The organism is Malaciobacter canalis (genome assembly GCF_008000835.1).
Lineage (GTDB): Bacteria > Campylobacterota > Campylobacteria > Campylobacterales > Arcobacteraceae > Malaciobacter > Malaciobacter canalis.
Window position 1 is genome coordinate 92,218 of record NZ_CP042812.1, and the last position, 17,219, is coordinate 109,436.

At 26.9% G+C, this 17,219-nt stretch carries 19 protein-coding genes; 13 read left to right on the top strand and 6 right to left on the bottom strand.

Features of this window, described 5'->3' with window-relative positions:
* Nucleotides 1-359 precede the first annotated feature (359 nt).
* Genes ACAN_RS14065 through ACAN_RS00450 form a run of 6 tightly spaced genes read left to right on the top strand, consistent with a single transcriptional unit; the run spans nt 360 to nt 3,670 of the window.
* Nucleotides 360-494, top strand: a complete 135-nt coding sequence (locus tag ACAN_RS14065) for a hypothetical protein (RefSeq protein WP_265734354.1) — start codon at nt 360-362, stop codon at nt 492-494.
* A complete protein-coding gene (locus ACAN_RS00430) occupies nt 475-1,323 on the top strand; it encodes a nucleotide-binding protein (protein ID WP_099334632.1) in 849 nt (282 codons plus the stop codon). The genes ACAN_RS14065 and ACAN_RS00430 overlap by 20 nt, the downstream gene beginning before the upstream one ends.
* Nucleotides 1,320-2,234, top strand: a complete 915-nt coding sequence (locus ACAN_RS00435; protein ID WP_099334633.1) for an ATP-binding protein — start codon at nt 1,320-1,322, stop codon at nt 2,232-2,234. The genes ACAN_RS00430 and ACAN_RS00435 overlap by 4 nt, the downstream gene beginning before the upstream one ends.
* Entirely contained in the window at nt 2,206-2,547 is a 342-nt protein-coding gene (locus ACAN_RS00440; RefSeq protein ID WP_099334634.1) for a NifB/NifX family molybdenum-iron cluster-binding protein, read from the top strand. Before ACAN_RS00435 ends, ACAN_RS00440 begins: the two co-directional genes overlap by 29 nt.
* 9 nt (nt 2,548-2,556) lie before the next feature.
* Nucleotides 2,557-2,922, top strand: coding sequence for a NifB/NifX family molybdenum-iron cluster-binding protein (locus ACAN_RS00445; protein WP_099334635.1), 366 nt, complete (start codon nt 2,557-2,559; stop codon nt 2,920-2,922).
* 46 nt (nt 2,923-2,968) lie between these two features.
* Nucleotides 2,969-3,670 (top strand): ABC transporter permease, encoded by a 702-nt coding sequence (locus tag ACAN_RS00450; RefSeq protein WP_099334636.1) that lies wholly within the window; start codon nt 2,969-2,971, stop codon nt 3,668-3,670.
* 9 nt (nt 3,671-3,679) lie between these two features.
* Here ACAN_RS00450 and ACAN_RS00455 read toward each other — a convergent pair whose 3' ends face one another.
* Genes ACAN_RS00455 through ACAN_RS00480 form a run of 6 tightly spaced genes read right to left on the bottom strand, consistent with a single transcriptional unit; the run spans nt 3,680 to nt 11,227 of the window.
* On the bottom strand, nt 3,680-6,796 hold the full coding sequence (locus ACAN_RS00455) for an efflux RND transporter permease subunit (RefSeq protein WP_099334637.1): 3,117 nt from the start codon (nt 6,794-6,796) through the stop codon (nt 3,680-3,682).
* 10 nt (nt 6,797-6,806) lie between these two features.
* Nucleotides 6,807-7,808, bottom strand: coding sequence for an efflux RND transporter periplasmic adaptor subunit (locus tag ACAN_RS00460; RefSeq protein WP_099334638.1), 1,002 nt, complete (start codon nt 7,806-7,808; stop codon nt 6,807-6,809).
* Complete coding sequence (locus tag ACAN_RS00465) at nt 7,809-8,993, bottom strand: TolC family protein (RefSeq protein ID WP_099334639.1); 1,185 nt, start codon at nt 8,991-8,993, stop codon at nt 7,809-7,811.
* Complete coding sequence (locus ACAN_RS00470; protein ID WP_099334640.1) at nt 8,993-9,376, bottom strand: FixH family protein; 384 nt, start codon at nt 9,374-9,376, stop codon at nt 8,993-8,995. Before ACAN_RS00470 ends, ACAN_RS00465 begins: the two co-directional genes overlap by 1 nt.
* Nucleotides 9,377-9,417: 41 nt before the next feature.
* Nucleotides 9,418-10,593, bottom strand: a complete 1,176-nt coding sequence (locus tag ACAN_RS00475; RefSeq protein WP_129587503.1) for a sensor histidine kinase — start codon at nt 10,591-10,593, stop codon at nt 9,418-9,420.
* Nucleotides 10,568-11,227: a response regulator transcription factor gene (locus tag ACAN_RS00480; RefSeq protein ID WP_099334642.1), complete on the bottom strand. Its 660-nt coding sequence runs from the start codon at nt 11,225-11,227 to the stop codon at nt 10,568-10,570. Before ACAN_RS00480 ends, ACAN_RS00475 begins: the two co-directional genes overlap by 26 nt.
* 116 nt (nt 11,228-11,343) lie before the next feature.
* On the opposite strand from ACAN_RS00480, the gene ACAN_RS00485 reads away from it, so the two are divergent.
* The 7 genes from ACAN_RS00485 to ACAN_RS00515 all read left to right on the top strand — a co-directional run bounded on the left by ACAN_RS00485 (nt 11,344) and on the right by ACAN_RS00515 (nt 17,217).
* Nucleotides 11,344-11,925 (top strand): YceI family protein, encoded by a 582-nt coding sequence (locus ACAN_RS00485; RefSeq protein WP_099334643.1) that lies wholly within the window; start codon nt 11,344-11,346, stop codon nt 11,923-11,925.
* Between the two features lie 14 nt (nt 11,926-11,939).
* Nucleotides 11,940-12,260, top strand: coding sequence for an HvfA family oxazolone/thioamide-modified RiPP metallophore (locus ACAN_RS00490; RefSeq protein WP_191287718.1), 321 nt, complete (start codon nt 11,940-11,942; stop codon nt 12,258-12,260).
* A gap of 13 nt (nt 12,261-12,273) precedes the next feature.
* Nucleotides 12,274-13,095, top strand: a complete 822-nt coding sequence (locus tag ACAN_RS00495) for an MbnB/TglH/ChrH family RiPP precursor modification enzyme (RefSeq protein WP_099334644.1) — start codon at nt 12,274-12,276, stop codon at nt 13,093-13,095.
* Entirely contained in the window at nt 13,088-13,780 is a 693-nt protein-coding gene (locus ACAN_RS00500; protein ID WP_099334645.1) for a hypothetical protein, read from the top strand. The genes ACAN_RS00495 and ACAN_RS00500 overlap by 8 nt, the downstream gene beginning before the upstream one ends.
* Nucleotides 13,781-13,830: 50 nt before the next feature.
* A complete protein-coding gene (locus ACAN_RS00505; RefSeq protein WP_099334646.1) occupies nt 13,831-15,267 on the top strand; it encodes a PAS domain-containing sensor histidine kinase in 1,437 nt (478 codons plus the stop codon).
* A complete protein-coding gene (locus tag ACAN_RS00510; protein WP_099334647.1) occupies nt 15,267-15,950 on the top strand; it encodes a response regulator transcription factor in 684 nt (227 codons plus the stop codon). The genes ACAN_RS00505 and ACAN_RS00510 overlap by 1 nt, the downstream gene beginning before the upstream one ends.
* 76 nt (nt 15,951-16,026) lie before the next feature.
* Nucleotides 16,027-17,217: an NAD(P)/FAD-dependent oxidoreductase gene (locus ACAN_RS00515; protein ID WP_099334648.1), complete on the top strand. Its 1,191-nt coding sequence runs from the start codon at nt 16,027-16,029 to the stop codon at nt 17,215-17,217.
* Nucleotides 17,218-17,219 lie beyond the last annotated feature (2 nt).

Here is a 17,219-nt window from a genome sequence, read left to right on the forward strand (position 1 = left end):
AGTATTTCTTTACTCTTTTAACTTTAATAAAATAAAAACTCTTAATAATTATATTAAGATAACTAAAAAGCTACAAGTTATTTTACTTGTAGCTTTTTTTATGCCCTTTTTTTAGACTTTAATAAAACTTTATCTAATTTTATTTTTTGTTATTAATAAAATAAAAAAGAAAACTTTCAAAATTTACTAATATTAATATTGACTTATGAACATATGTTCGTTATAATTCTGAACATATGTGCATATTAGGAAAAAAATAGATTGTTGTGCTAGAAAAAAAAGTGAAAATATAATGCTCATTATTGCAATATCTTCTTTAAACTAGCTAATACAAAAAATCAAGAATTGAAGGATTAAAAATGAGAAATTGTAAAAGATTAAATAATAAAAACACTAATAAAAGATTAGGACAAAGAAGAAGAAAATGTCAAGGATTAAAAAAAAGTAAAAACTTCAAAATAGAAATTAATTCTAATGAAAATTACAATTGCTAGTGGAAAAGGAGGAACTGGTAAAACCACTCTTTCAACAAATTTAGCAATATATCTAAAAAATAGAAATAAAGATGTGGTTTTGGTAGATTTAGATGTAGAAGAACCAAATGTTACACAATTTTTAAAGGGTGAATTAAAAAATGAATATCCTTGCACAAAACTCATTCCTAAATGGGATAAAAACAGTTGTACTTTATGTAAATACTGTTCTGAAGTTTGTAATTTTAATGCCATAGTAACAACAAACAACAAAGTTTTAATTTTTAATGAACTTTGCCATAGTTGTTTTGCTTGTAGTGAATTATGTCCCACTGCTTCTTTATTTATGGAACCTATTAAAGTTGGAACAATTAAAGAGCTGTTTAATGGTTTTTACTTTATTGAAGGATGTCTTGATTTAGGACAAGAGATGGCTGTACCTGTAATATCACAGACCATCTCTTATACAAATGAGAATTTTTTAAATAGTTTAAAACTATTTGATGCGCCACCTGGAACTAGTTGCTCTTTTATAGAAGCTTGTAGACAAAGTGATTTTATTGTTTTAGTAACTGAACCGACTCCTTTTGGATTAAATGATTTAAAACTAGCAGTTGAAACATTAAAAGTGATAAAAAAAGAGTTTGCAGTTGTGCTTAATAAAGATGGAATAGGAAATAGTGAAGTTGAAGATTATTGCAATGATGAGGGTATTGATATTATTGCAAAAATCAAAAATGATAGAAATGTTGCTAAATTATATTCGCAAGGAAAAATTGTATATAAAGAGATTGAACATTTTAAAAAATCATTAGAAGAGATATGCTCTTTTTTAGGAGAAATTAGATGAGAGAAATTGTAATAGTTTCCGGTAAGGGTGGTACAGGCAAAAGTTCATTAAGTGCGTCTTTTGCATATTTAGAAAAAGATAACGCCCTTATAAATGATTGTGATGTTGATGCTGCAAATTTGCATTTATTATTGGATGCAGATTTTGAAGAAAGCAGTGAGTTTTTTAGTGGTAAACTTGCTGTAATTGATGAAAAACAGTGTCTTAATTGTGGTGCTTGTTTAAGAGCTTGTAAGTTTGATGCAATTACAAAAGAGGACAATAAACTAATAGTAGATGCAATTTTATGTGAAGGCTGTGGATATTGTAGCAGAATTTGTCCAACTGAAGCTATTAGTATGAAAGAGCAGAAAGCTGGGGATTTATATATTTCAAATATAAAAACAGGCTCAAAATTAGTACATGCAAAACTTGGATTTGGAGCAGAAAATTCAGGCAAACTTGTATCAAAAGTAAAAAAAGAGGGAAAAGTTCTAGCTTTAAAACAGAACAAAGAGTTTGTAATAACTGATGGAAGTCCAGGGATTGGATGCCCTGTTATTTCAAGTTTAAGTGGGGCAAATTTAGTTGTAATTGTAACAGAAGCTAGTAAGTCTGGTTTTCATGATTTACAAAGAGTAGTTGAACTTGTAAAGTCTTTTGAACTTGAAGCTATTTGTATAATAAACAAGTATAATTTAAATAATGAGTTAAGTCAAGAAATAGAAAAATATTTAAAAAGAAAAAAGATAAAAGTTGTTTCAAAATTACCTTATAATGAGGTTTTTTCAGAAGCTTTAGTTTGTTCTCAAAGTTTAGTAGAGTTTGATAAAGACTGTGAAATTTCTAAGCTTATAAATGAGAGCTGGAATGAAATAAAATGGATAATAAGAAGACAAAATAATGAAAATAGTTTTTACAGCAATAAATAAAAGTGAAGATAGTTTAATTGATAGTAGGTTTGGAAGAGCAAAGGTTTTAGTTCTATTTGATGAGCAAACTAATACAAAAGAGTATATATCAAATGATGAAAGTGAGCATATGGATCAAGGTGCAGGCTTACAAACAGCACAAAAAGTTTTAAAATTGAGCCCAGATGTAATAGTTTTAGGAAGTGCAATAGGATATAAAACTTTAGATGTTATAAAACAAACAGATATAAAAGTCTATATTGGAGCTACTGATATGACAATAGATGAAGCATATAAAGCTTTTAAAAATAATAAATTAAAATTACAAAATTAAGGAGTGAAAATGAGATTAATATTTCCAACAAATGAAAATCAAGGATATTTAAGTAAAAGAGGTGCCCATTTTGGCAAAGCAAAGTATTATACAATAATTACATTAGAAGATGAAAAAATAGTAGATGTAGAGTCTATAAAAAACCCAGGTCATGAAACAGGTGCTTGCAGTAATGCAATTAGTAATATTTTAAGTTTTAATCCAGATGCCCTAATAGTAGGTGGAATTGGTACAAAACCTGCTGAGGGTTTCAAAGAAGCAGGACTAGATGTATATTTTGATGACACAAGTAAAACTGTTGAAGATAGTATTAAACTATTTTTATCAAACAAATTAGAAAAAAGTGTAGGAAAAGGTACTTGCAGTGTACATTAGGAGTTTTTGTGTATAATTTACATAAAAAATAATATAAAGAATTTTTATGGTAACTATCTCTTTTTTAAATTTATCAATAATGCTCTTGCCTTTAGCTTTTGTAGGCTTTTTCTATTATAGATATACAAGTGATAAAAAAGAGATAGCTTATGCAAGCTTAAGAATGGTTTTACAGTTAACATTAATAGGCTATGTATTAATTTTTATATTTAAAACAAAAGATTTACTTATTGGCTCTTTTATTCTTCTTTTTATGCTTATATTTGCAACTTTTATTATTTTAAGAGTAACCAAAGACAAAAGTCTTAAAAACTATATGCATATATTTATAGCTACTTTTATTTCATCATTTATACATCTTTTTTTAATTATTGTAATAGTTTTAGATTTAGATAGTTTGTATGAGCCAAGATATGTTATTCCTATTGCTGGGATGATATTTGCAAACTCAATGAATGTTATTTCTTTAGCTATTGAAAGATTTGAAAAAGAGTTAAGTAGAAATGAGAGCTTTAAAAAAGCAAGAGAAATAAGCTTTAAAGCCTCTATGATTCCTCAAATAAACTCACTTTTAGCCGTAGGTTTAGTGGCTTTGCCTGGTATGATGACAGGACAAATTTTATCAGGAGTTGATCCTTTAATTGCTGTAAGATATCAAATCATGATTATGATAATGGCAATATCAAGTGGAGGAATGGCAACTATTTTTTATTATATGCTAAAATCAAAACTAAAAGTCTTCAATTAAGAAGACTTTTTAGACAGAAATATTAGTTTCTAAAATTTTATCTGTTTTTTTAAGAGCTAATATATAAAATATTGCTGGAATAACTATAAGTGTTAAGAATGCTGAAGATATCATTCCCCCAATCATAGGTGCAGCAATTCTTTGCATTACTTCACTTCCCACACCATTTATATACATAATAGGTATAAGTCCACCTAAAATAGCAAATAAAGTCATAAGTTTAGGTCTTAGTCTTAAAACGGCACCTTTAAAAACTGCATGAAAGATATGCTCTTTTGTAAACTTTATACCTTTATTTTTAAGTTCAAGCATTGCTTCATGTAAATATACAAGCATAACTATTGAAGTTTCAGCTGCAACTCCAAGTAATGCAAGAAATCCTACAATAACTGCGATTGAAATATTGAAGTTTAAAAACTCTAAATAAAATACTCCTCCTATTAATGCAAAAGGAAGTGTAAAGAAGATAATTAGTGTATATGTGATATTTCTTAATGCAAAATAGATTAAAATAAATATAATCATCAAAGTAAAAGGAATAATATATGTAAGTCTTTGCATAGCAGATTCTAAATATTCACTTTGACCTGCCCATTCAAAAAAGTAACCACTTGGTAGCTTTATCTCTTCTAAAAGCTCTTTGGCACCATCCTTATACTCTTTCGCACTAACCCCACTTTTAGGTGTAATATATATAAAGTTTACATTTAAAGCTTTTTCTGATTTTATAACAGATGGCCCTTCTTCATATTTCAATTTTGCAAATAGTTTTAAAGGTTGAAACCCAAGTTTTGTCTTAATTTGAAGATTTTCTAAACTTGCAATATCTTCTCTTTGTGTTGTTTCATATCTTAAGCTAATAGGATATCTTTCTAAATCTTTATAAAAAGTAGAAACTTCTGCTCCACTTACACCAAAAGAGATAGTATTTAATACATCATCTTTTGTAATAGAGTATCTTGATAACATTTTATCATCGATTTTTATATTTAAATAATATCCAGAGTTTATTTTATCAGATGATACGGCAAGAGTTTTATCATATTTTTTCAATTTTTGCTCAATTTTAAGTGCTACATTTTCCAATGTTTCATGGTCATTTCCATATAATTTTATTCCAAGTGGAGTTCTAATACCTGTTAAAAGCATATCTATTCTTCCTCTAATAGGATAAGTCCATGAATTAGTAAGTCCAGCAATTCTTAACTTTTCATCCATTTCTTGCATAAGTTTTTTATATGTCATGCCTTCTCTCCACTTCTCTTGTGGCTTTAAAGTTATAATTGTTTCAATCATTGCAAGTGGAGCAGGGTCAGTTGCTGTGTCTGCTCTTCCTGCTTTTCCAAATACAGTTTCAACTTCAGGGAAAGATTTCAGAATTTTATCTGTTTTTTGAGTTAACTCTTTTGATAAATCAATTCCAAGTCCATAAGGAGTTACAGGCATATACATAAAAGTTTGCTCATTCATCATTGGCATAAATTCCCAGTTTTGTTTTTTATAAACAGGGTATGCTAATATTATAGTTCCTAAAAATAGGGCTACAATTACATATCTAAATCTAAGTGAGAGTTTTAAAAGTGGTGAATAAAGCTTTACAAAGAATCTATTTAGTATATTTTTGTCTTCACTTAAAATCTTGCCTTTTATAAAAAATATCATTAAAATAGGTACCACTGTAATTGATAAAATAGCTCCACTAACCATCGCAAAAGTTTTTGTAAATGCAAGGGGAGTAAATAATCTTCCCTCTTGTCCTGTTAATGCAAAGATTGGTAAAAAAGATACAACAACTAAAATTAAAGCAAAGAAAATAGGGCGACCTACTTGTTTTGCTGATTTTATAATAATTTCAATCCTTTGTTTATTTGAAATATCTTCTTTTCCTTGTAAATGTTTATGGGCATTTTCTACCATTACAATAGTTGCATCAACCATAGCTCCAATTGCTATTGCAATACCACCTAAACTCATAATATTTGAACCCATTCCAAATATCTTCATAAACAAAAAAGTTAAAAGTACAGTAATAGGAAGAGTAATTATTATAATTAATGCAGATCTTGCATGAAATAAAAATAAAGCAGTAACTACCATTACTATAATAGACTCTTCTATTAATGTAGATTTTAAAGTATCAATGGCTTTATCAATTAGTGAGCTTCTATCATATGTCTCAACTACTTCAACTCCATCAATTTTAAGTGTTTCAAGCTTTTTTTTCACATTTTTAATTACTTTATATGGATTCTCTCCATACCTTACAACTACAATACCACCAACAGTTTCACCTTGACCGTTTAAATCAGCCATTCCTCTTCTACTTGCTGAACTTATATTAACACTTGCAATATCTTTTATTTTTAAAGGGATATTATTTTGAGTTTTTATAGTGATATTTTCAATATCATAAACACTTTGTAAATAGCCTTTTGCTGTAATTAAGTGCTCATAACCATTCTCTAAGATTATTCTTCCACCTTTGTCATTATTGCTTTTTTCAAGGGCTTTTTTTATCTCATCAATACCTATATTGTATTGCACCATTTTATTTTGATTTAAAGTAATTTCATAATTTTTTATAAATCCACCAATTGAAGCAATTTCACTAACTCCATCTACTCCTAAAAGAGCAAATTTATAGTAATAATCTTGCAAAGTTCTTAGCTCATCTAAACTTTTTGTATCAGATTTTAGTGCATATTCATAAGCCCAACCAACACCAGTTGCATCTGGACCAATAGTTATTTTTGCATTTGAGGGAAATTCCCCTTGAAGTTGAGATAGTTGCTCTAATATTCTATTTCTTGATTCATAAAGGTCTGTATTATCTTTAAAAATTATATAAATTAATGCATTTGAAAAAGAACTCATAGCTCTTACTGTTTCAATATTTGGCAAACTCATCAAGTTTGATATAAGAGGATATGAAACTTGCTCTTCAATTGTCTTAGGACTTTGTCCTGCCCATTCTACTTGTACAATTACTTGAGGAGGAGATAAATCAGGCAAGGCATCTAAACTAGTATTTTTAACTGCCCAAAATGAGGCAAGTGTTAATACTATAATAGAAAAAAGTACTAGAAATTTGTTTTTTATACTATATGAGATTATATTTTCAACCATAATTTATTTCCTACCAATCATCGTCATCATTGTCATAAAGACCATTTGTAACAGCATCACTATCAAGTAAGAATAGAGAGTTATTTATTACTTTTTGACCTTCACTAAGACCGCTTAGGATTTGATACTTATTTGAAGATACTCTTTTTACTTTTACTTCAATTGGTTCAAATTCACTTTTTGAAATTGGTTCAAAAACATAATATTTGCTTGCTTTATTTAAAACAGCTGTTTTAGGTAAAGTAAGCATTGTTTCATGTGCAATCTCTACTTTTACTTTTGCAAACATATTTGGATATATTTTTTTATCTTTATTATCAATTGTCATTCTAACATCAACTGTTTTGCTTGTTGAGTCAATATTTGGATAAATAAAATCTATTTTTGACTCAACTGCTTGTTCTAATCCATCAAAATAGATTTTTGTTCTTTGACCTACTTTTATATCTTTTAAATCACTTTCATATATTTTTGCAATAACCCAAAGTTTATCTATATTTGCAAGTTGTAAAAGAAGTTTCCCTTTTTTTGCAAATGATTTATAGTTTATATTTTTTTGTAAGATTATTGCATCTATAGGAGAGTAAAAAGTCACATCTTTAAACTCTTTTTTTGAATTTTGAATTTTATTTATCTCTTTTTTATTAATAGCTAGAACTTCAAGTTTATCAAGTGTACTTTCATAAAGGTTTTTATCTAAATCTTTTGCTATTTTTAACTCTTTAGTTATATTATAAATATCATCAGAATAGATAGAAAAAAGTGCTTGATTCTTTTTTACATCCATATATAATCTATTTGCATTTAGTTTTGTTATAAAGCCATCAAATCTTGTTACTATATCAACAACTTTATCTTCTATTATTAAGCTATTTGCATAAAACTCTTTGGTAAATGATACTTTTTCTTTTTTTACAGTGGTGATTTTTTTATTAAATAGTTGTTCAACTTCTATTATTTTTGCATTTATTAAAGTTAAGCCAAGCAAACATATAAGTACTATTTTCTTCATCTATTTTCCTTCATAATAAATAGCTTTTGATAAAGCTGTGAAATATTTTGTTTTTTCATCAAGTGCAGTTATTTTTAAACTAATAGTTTTATTTAGATTTTGTATGATTTTTATGGTGTTATTTTTAAACTTATTATTAATATTCAAACTTTTTTCAATACCATTTTGAAGTGCAATAATATCTTTTGTAATAAGTTTGTAGTTTTTATAGCTATTATTTAGCTCTTTTTGTAAAATTTTGTTTGAAATAATAAAGTTTTGTTTTAAAGTTTGTAAATCATCTTTTGTTTTTAAGTATTGTAGTTGTGCTTTTTTTACTCTTATATTTTCTGTATTATAAATTGACAAAGGAATAGAAACAGAGATATTTACATAATCTTGAAACTCTCTTCTATTAAAATATGTAGCATTTAATTTAATATCAGATGTTTTAGAAGCCTCTTCAAAAGCTTCTTGTTGTTTATTTAGTCTTAATTGTTGTTGTAAGGCTTTTATTTTTGGATGATTGTCAAACTTTAAATTGATATATTTTTTATCTATATTTGTATTTATTTTTATATTCTTTATATTTTTGTATGTTATTTCTTCAAGATTTAGCTTTAAAGTTTGGATATTTGTATCTAAATTATTTAATACAATATCAAAGTTTTTTCTTGCAATTTTTGTGTTAAATATAGAGTTTACATCATTGTTTGAAGTTTGATATTTATAATTTTGTAATTTTTCAATCTTTTGTAAGTTTTGTTTTTGTTTTATTATAAAATCTTTTTTTTCTTTTAAAATAGCTATTTTATATGCAAGTTCATAAATCTTTGATTTTAATAATAGCTTTTTATCCTCTAAGCTAAGAGCTAAAATAGTTTTATTTGTGATTTGAATTGATTGATTAATCTCTAGTTTGTCAGTTATAGGAATAGCTTGAGTTATTCCTATAGACTGTGCTTGCATTGGTTCTAAATCTCTTTTGTTATAGTTTTCATTTGTATGAATATCTGTTAAACCTAAAGACAAAGTTGGATTTGAATACTTTGTTGCAAGTATGATATTCTCATTTGCAATCATAATAGATTTTTCTATACTTTTAAGTTCACTATTTTTCAAAATAGCACTATTTACTAAAGTATCAATGCTATTTGCTGTTAGACTTGATAAAAAAAGAGTGATTACAAATAAAAACTTTTTCATTATAAGTTCACGCTTCCTCTTAAAGTATGAACTTCTCCATTAGAAGTTTTAAACTTTAGTTGATATTGCCATGTTCCACTCATTGATAAATTTACATCTAATTTATATTTATCTCCTACAAGCTTACCTTTATCTTTAAACTCCATATATGGCATACCTGGCATCTCTGGCATATAAAACTTTATTTTAGTTTTTGCATTAGTGATTTGTTTGCCATCTTTAAAGATTTGAACAAAGAAACTATTTTGTCCAACAACAAGTGATTTTTCAGATGTAATTTTTACATCATAGCCATTTTTATTTCCAGATTGTGAAATAGGTTCTGCATTTGCAATACCAAATGCTAAGATTAGAATAGAAAAAAGTTTTAAAAAACTTTTCATAAGAACTCCTTTTTGTTATTTTATAAGGAATTCTTACATTTTTACTGTGCAATTAACGTGGAATTTAAATTTAAAGTAAAAGTTGTGCCTTTATTTTGTGTAGAATCAACATTTATATCAATATTGTGCTCTTTACATATTGTGTATACTATGTTTAGACCTATTCCAAAGCCCCCTTGAACACTATTTGCTCTATAAAATCTTTTGAAAATATCTTTTAAATTTTTTTTATCAATACCTGTACCTGTGTCACTTACAATAAACTGATTATTTTTCAAAATAATATCTACTGAACCACCTATTTTATTATATTTTATTGCATTAGAAATAAGATTATTACTTAGTCTAATAAAACTCTCTTTGTCTATAAAAAAAGAGGTTGATTCAATATCTGTTGTGATTTGTACTCTTTTTTTTGATGCTAAAGTTGTAAAATACTCTATTTGTTCATTTAAAATTTCATCAATTTTTAAAACCTTTGGTGACTCTTTTTTCTTCTCTTCTAAAAATAGATAAATTAGGTCTTTATATATTTCTGAAATTCTTTTTGCACTTAGGTTTATTCTTTGTAAGTTTTTTTCACTAAGTGATGAACCTTTGCTTGTACACATTAAAATAGCAGTAATTGGGGTATTTAATTCATGGGTTGTATCTTTTATAAAGTTATTTAATTTTAGCCTTTCATTTGTAATAGGTTTAATAAACATCTTTGCAAGATAAAAACCAGTTATAAATAAAAATGCAAAAATCAGTAAAAAGGATATAAAAATCTTCTCTTTTAATTCAAGTATTTTTTTATGAAAGAAATTCTCTTTAATAACAACATAATTTATTCCTAAATGTCCCAATGCAGAATCATCAATTAAAATAAAACTGTTCCCATATTGATTTATCTTTTTTGTAAAATCAATCTTATCTTCAATATTTCCTACAAGTTTTTCATGATTATTATTATAAAGTGCAAAATCAAAATCAATATTTTTTCTAATCTTTTCAGGATTTATTTTTTGATTTGTCATATGTGCATAGATTATGGTTGAAGATATTTTAGAAGCAACACTTTTCATATTTGAAGTTATCAAATCATAATATAAATTTGACTCTACTTTATAAAAAAGCCAAGCAATAATAGTAAGTAAAATAAACGATGAACCAAGATATAGGCTCAAAAATCTAACAAGTGCAGATTTTTCACTTCTTGTTAAAACTATAACCAACTCCTTTTTTTGTTTGTATATACTCATCACTTAAAATTTTACGAAGATTTTTTATATATGTTCTAAGTGTTGAAGAACTAGGAGTATCTTCATATCCCCAAACATTAGATATCAACTCTTCATGGGGTATTATTTTATTTGCATTATTTACTAAATAAATAAGTATTTTAGCCTCTTTTTGTGGAAGATGATGAACAATACCATCATTATTTAAAATTAAATCTTGAGTATTAAAAGTAATATTCTCTTCAATTTGTAAAATATTTGCATTTATATTAAATGTTTTTTTTATATTTTCAATTCTTAATCCTAACTCCTCAAGTTCAAAGGGTTTTTTAATATAGTCATTGCATCCTACATCAAAGCCTTTTTTTAAATCATCAATTTGATTTAGTGAAGTAATAAAAATAGATGGAGTTGTAATACCCTCATCTCTTAATCTTTTTAAAATTTCAAAACCATTTATATTTGGTACATTTACATCTAAAAGTAATAAATCATAGATATTTGAAAATAGATATGATAATGCATCTTCCCCATCATAAGTTGAAGTTACTTCAAAATCTTTATTTTCAAGATATTCTGTGATTATTTCATTTAGTATAAGGTCGTCTTCTAATAATAGTATATTCATAATTAATCCTAAAAGTTAAGGTAAGTATAACATAATAATAAATAAGATTTCTACACAAACAATACACATAAGTATTCTATAATGCTTTTGTATGAAAATGACACGAAGGAGACAATATGAAGTTAACAGCAAAATTACTAGCAGGTTTATTTTTAGCAGCGGGATTATTAAATGCAACACCTCACTCTTTAGATAAAGCACACTCAGAAGTAGGTTTCTCAGTTAAGCACCTTATGATTACAAAAGTAAATGGTCAGTTTAAGAAGTTTGATGCAAATATTGATTTTGATTACAAAACAAAAGTTTTCAAATCATTAAACGCAACAATAAAAACAGAATCAATAGATACAGGTATTGAAAAAAGAGATAATCACCTAAGAAGTGCAGACTTCTTTTTAGCAAAAAAGTATCCAGAACTTAAATTTGTTATGAAGTCATATATTAAAAAAAGCGATGACGAAGGTGTTATGATTGGTGATTTGACAATAAGAGGAATTACAAAAGAGGTTAAATTAGAAGTTGAAATTGGTGGTACAATCAAAGACTTAGAGGGAAATAATAGAGTAGGATTTTCACTTGAGGGAGAGATTAATCGTACAGATTTTGATTTAAAATGGAATAAAGCTTTAGAGTTTGGTGGAGTAGCTGTTAGTGAAAAAGTTGAATTAGAAGTTGAAGCTCAAGCAGTAGAAAAGTAGTTTAAGGAAAAAATATGAGAAGTAATACAAAATTAAAACTAGCAGGTATGATGCTAGGAGCTGCACTTACATCAACAACAGCAGTTGCTGCAAGTGGTGGTTCTTGTGGCGCTGGCAAGTGTGGTGGCGATATGAAGAAAGTAGAGAAAAAAGGCTCATGCGGTTCTGGTAAATGTGGAGCTGATATGCAAAAAGAGATGAAAGGTTCTACTGGTTCTGCTAAATGTGGTGGTGATATGAAAAGCAATGACATGAAAAATGATATGCACAACAATAGTATGAAAAAAGATAAAAAAGTTACTGGTTCTTGTGGTGCTGGTAAATGTGGAAGCTAACTAAGAGTTTTGTATGACTAACTTGAAGGGGTGTGGATTAGGTCTAAGAAGTGATTTTTTATTAGATTTAAAACATAACAATTTCTCACCTGATTGGTGGGAAGTTACTCCTGAAAATTGGATGCATATGCCAAGGGTTTATGAAAAAGCCTTTGAGCAAGCAGTATTTTCAAAACCTACCGTTGCCCATGGATTATCACTATCAATTGGTTCTATTGATAAATTAAATAAAGAGTTTGTTAAAAAGATAAAAGAGTTTTTAGATAGATATAATATTGAGTTTTATTCTGAACATCTTAGTTTCTCATCATTAAATAATATGCAAACATATGAGCTTTTGCCTTTGCCTATGACAAAAAGAATGGTAAATATTATAAGTGATAGAGTAAAAGAGGTTGAGGATATAATTCAAAGAAATTTAATCTTAGAAAATGCCACATATTACTTAATACCTTATGCAAATATGCGTGAAGTTGACTTTATAAATGAAGTATTGGAAAAATCAGGTGCTAAAATGCTTCTTGATGTAAATAATGTATTTGTAAATTCAGTAAATCACTCTTTTAAAGCAAGAGATTTTATAGACCAAATTGACAAAAGTAAAATTGCATATATGCATATAGCAGGGCACTATTTTGATGAGGAGTCAAATCTTAGAATAGATTCTCATGGCATGCCTATTTGTAGTGGAGTTTGGAAACTTTTAGAGTATACTTTAAAACAAATAAACGCCCCTGTGATGATAGAAAGAGATAATAATATCCCACCATTAAGTGAGCTTGAAAAAGAGTATCTTCACATGAAAAACATAGTAAAAGAAGTTCAAAATGGCTGATTTAGAAAGAGATATACAAGAAGATTTTATTAATATTGTTACAAAAGATAATAAAAAAGAGATCTCTTCTAAATATAAAGTTTATCAAAAGTTAGTTTACTATAGATATGAAGAGATTATAAAAAATAGTTTTTTAGAGTTTAAAAAGTATATTAGTGAAAAAGAGTTAGAAAACTCAATAAAAAAGTTTTTAAAAGAGCCTTGTACCACTGAGTTTGTTTGGCAAATTGCAAATGATTATAGAAAGTTTGTAAAGAAAAACAGACTATTTCATGATAGAAAATATCTTTATGAACTTTTGTATTTTGATTGGATAGAGATTGAACTAGCTATGCAAGAGTACAAAATAGAAGAGTTAAAAGAGTTTCATTATGAAAATATTTATAAACTTTCAAATAGTGCAAGACTTAAGAAATTTAACTATGATATTTTAAATGCAAATATAGAAAAAAAAGAAGAGAATTTTGCAATTATTTATTATGATTTTAAAGATGATGAGGTTAAGTATAGACAAATAAACCCAGTGATATTTTATCTTTTACGAAAAATAGATAAAACTAAAAATATTCAAAGCCATCTTTTAGAACTATGTTTTGAAAATGATATTGAGTTTCAAGAAGCAAAAGATGTTTTGTTTGAGCCTTTAAATGAGTTATTTCATAATAGAATCTTCGAATCTAGATAATATACTCGTCTTTTATAAAAACTTTAATTTAATAATAGATATTATAAATAATGCAAAAGAACAATAATTTTTTAACAATTTTAAATAATCTTCCTGAAATAATTATTCTAGTAGTAAAAAATGACACAATAATTGATTCCTTTGGGCAGATAAAAGAGAAGTTTAATAATAGCAAATTATATGAACATTTTAGTAAAGTAACTTATAATAAACTTTTATTATTAAAATCAAAAAATATAGATAACTTGACTATATATTGGAATAGTAAAGATTATGAAGTTTCATATTTTGATGATACATATTATTTCAAAGATGTTACAAAGTATAGGAATTTATATTTAGAATTAAAAAAAAGTCTTAGAGATTTAAGGTCTAAAAAAGAAGAACTTCATGCAGTTTTTGATTTAGCAGGAAATGGTATCTCTATTTTAAATGAAGAGGGTACTTTTCTTTATGCAAATAAATTTTTTCAAACAATGATGGAGTATTCAATGGAAGAGTTATACAATGAGTCTTGTATATCTTTATCCTCTCCTGAATATGCACAGCCTAGTAAAAGTGCAGTACAAAGAGCAATTGAGGAAGGGATTGTTGAAAGATTTAGGAAAATATGTGTTACAAAATCAGGCAAAAAAATCAATGCTAGTATGTCTTTAAGTTATATTAAAAGTACAAATGAAATTGTGATGATTACTTCTGATATTACTTCTGATGTAAAATATCAAGAAGATTTAAAAAGAAGAATAAACAAAGAAGTACAAAGTAGAACTAAACAATATGAAATCATGTGTCATCAATCAAGACTTGCTTCAATGGGAGAGATGATTGAATCAATTGCACATCAATGGAGACAACCTTTAAATAGTCTTGGAGTTATTGTTCAAGGTTTAAAACATTTAAACAATAGTGAAAATTTTGATTTTGATTTGTTAAATGAAATGGAAATAGAGATGATTGAAAAGATAAATTATATGTCTGAAACAATTGATGATTTTAGTAATTTCTTTAAAATTTCTAAAGAAAAAAAGAATTTTAATATATTAAATAGTGTAAAAGATACAATTAAACTAATTGATGTTCAATTAAAAAATGAAAATATAAAAATAAATGTAAATATTGAAGAGGGTGTAAACTTAGAACTTTATAGTTTAGAAAATGAGTTTAGGCAAGCTCTTTTAAATATAATACAAAATGCTTTAGATATTTTAATATTAAGAAAACAGTTAAATAGTTTTATTAATATTGATATTATTCAAAATGGAAACTTCACAGAACTTAATATTTCTGATAATGGTGGAGGTATTTGTATGAAAAATATTGAACAAATATTTAGACCCTATGTTACTACAAAAAAACAAGGAAATGGAATAGGTTTGTATATGTCAAAAGTGATTATAGAACATAATATGAAAGGAAATTTAACTGTGCAAAATAATCAAATGGGTGCAGTGTTTACTATTTCCTTAAAATCAAAAGATGAAAATTAATGGAAAAATTACATACAAAATTACAAGCATTAACTTTATTAATTGTTGAAGATGATGAGAGTACATTAAAATGGCTAGAAAGAATACTCTCAATTTATTTTAAAGAAGTAAAAGTTGCAAATAATGCAATGGATGCCTTTGCAATATTTAGAAAAGAAGATATTGATGTAATAGTTGCGGATATTCAGATTCCAGAAGTTGATGGTTTGCATTTGTTACAAAAAATTGCAAGTGTTAAGCCAAGTTGTATCAGAATAGTAATGACAGCTTTTAACAATCATATTTATTTAAATAGGGCAATTGATGCAGAAGTGGATTTTTATTTCAAAAAGCCAATAGATATAGATGAGTTATTGGTCTCTATTTCTTTAAGTGTAAAAAATCAAAAGAAAATTATTGATAAAATCAAACTAAAAAATAATTATATATATGATTCTGTACAAAAGATGATAATAAATAAAGATTCAAAAATAAATTTAACAAAAAAAGAGTCTTTACTATTTGAACTTTTATATGAAAATAGAAACACAATTGTAAGTTTAGAGTATATAGAAAATTCAATTTGGGAGGAACCCACAACTAATGAAGCTATTAGAATGGTGATTTCAAGTCTTAGAAAAAAGCTTTATGAAAACTCAATCCAAAATATTAAAGGTTTTGGTTATAAACTTTGCATGAGTTAAATCTTATATTAATCTTACACTAATCTTATTATTTCCTTTTGTTCTTTTGTTAGAATTAATTATAAAAGGAGTTTCTATGAAGAAAAAAATTCTTATTGTAGGTGGTGGTACTGCTGGTACAATGACTGCAAATAATTTAGCAAGAAGACTTATGCATGAAATTGATAAAGATGAAATAGAAATTACAATGATTTCAGATTCAAAATATCATTATTATAGACCTGGTGCTATGTATGTTGCTTTTCACAAAGCATCAGGGCATGAATTTGTAAGAGAACAAAAAACTCTTTTGATGCCAGAAATAAATTTTATAATAGATAAAGCAATACAGATAAAACCTAATGAAAATTTTGTAAAAGGGGAGAGTGGAACTATTTATAAATATGACTATGTAGTTCTTGCTACAGGTTGTGAAGTAGCAGTAGATAGAATTCCTGGATTAAAAGAGGGTGGAAATTGGTTCTATTCATATGATGGAGCAAAAGAGCTAGCAAAAAAGCTTGGGCAGTTAAAAAAAGGAAGAGTTTTAGTAACTGTTAGTTTTCCAAAAACTCCAAATGTTCCTTATCAATGCGGTATTGCACCTGTTGAAACGACGATTATGTTGCATGATCATTTAAAAGAACATGGAGTAAGAGAAGATGTTGAGATTATATACACTTATCCAAAAGTTGCACAAAATATAACAGATGGACTTTTTATGCAAGGACCTACTTCTAAAGTTTTACCATCAATTTTTGATGATATAGGAGTAAAGCATAAAACAAGTTTTACTTTAAACAAAGTTGATCCAGATAAGAAAATTGCTTATTCAGAAGAGGGTGAAGAGATTGAGTTTGATATTTTGATGTCAACACCTCCTTTTATTGCAACAAAATTTATAAGAGAATCAGGATTATCAAAAGCTATTAATGATGAGGGATGGTTACCAACAGATAAAAAAACTTTAAAAGTTAAAGGATATGAGAATATATATACTTTAGGAGATACAGTTGATCTACCAGTTTCAAAAGCAGGTGGAACTATACATAATCAAACAGATGTTGTTGCTGATAATATTGCCTCAGAGCTTAGATACGGCTATCCAACAGAAGCTTATGATGGTAAAGTAATTGCAATTGCCCAGATGGGATTATCTTGTGGAATGCCACTTTGGTATGATTATGACGAAGATGTAAAGCCTACTCCTTGTAGTAAACTTGGAAGTTTCGTAAGAAAAGGTTTTAATATGGGAATTTATTGGGCAGCAGCTCGTGGAATGGTATAGGA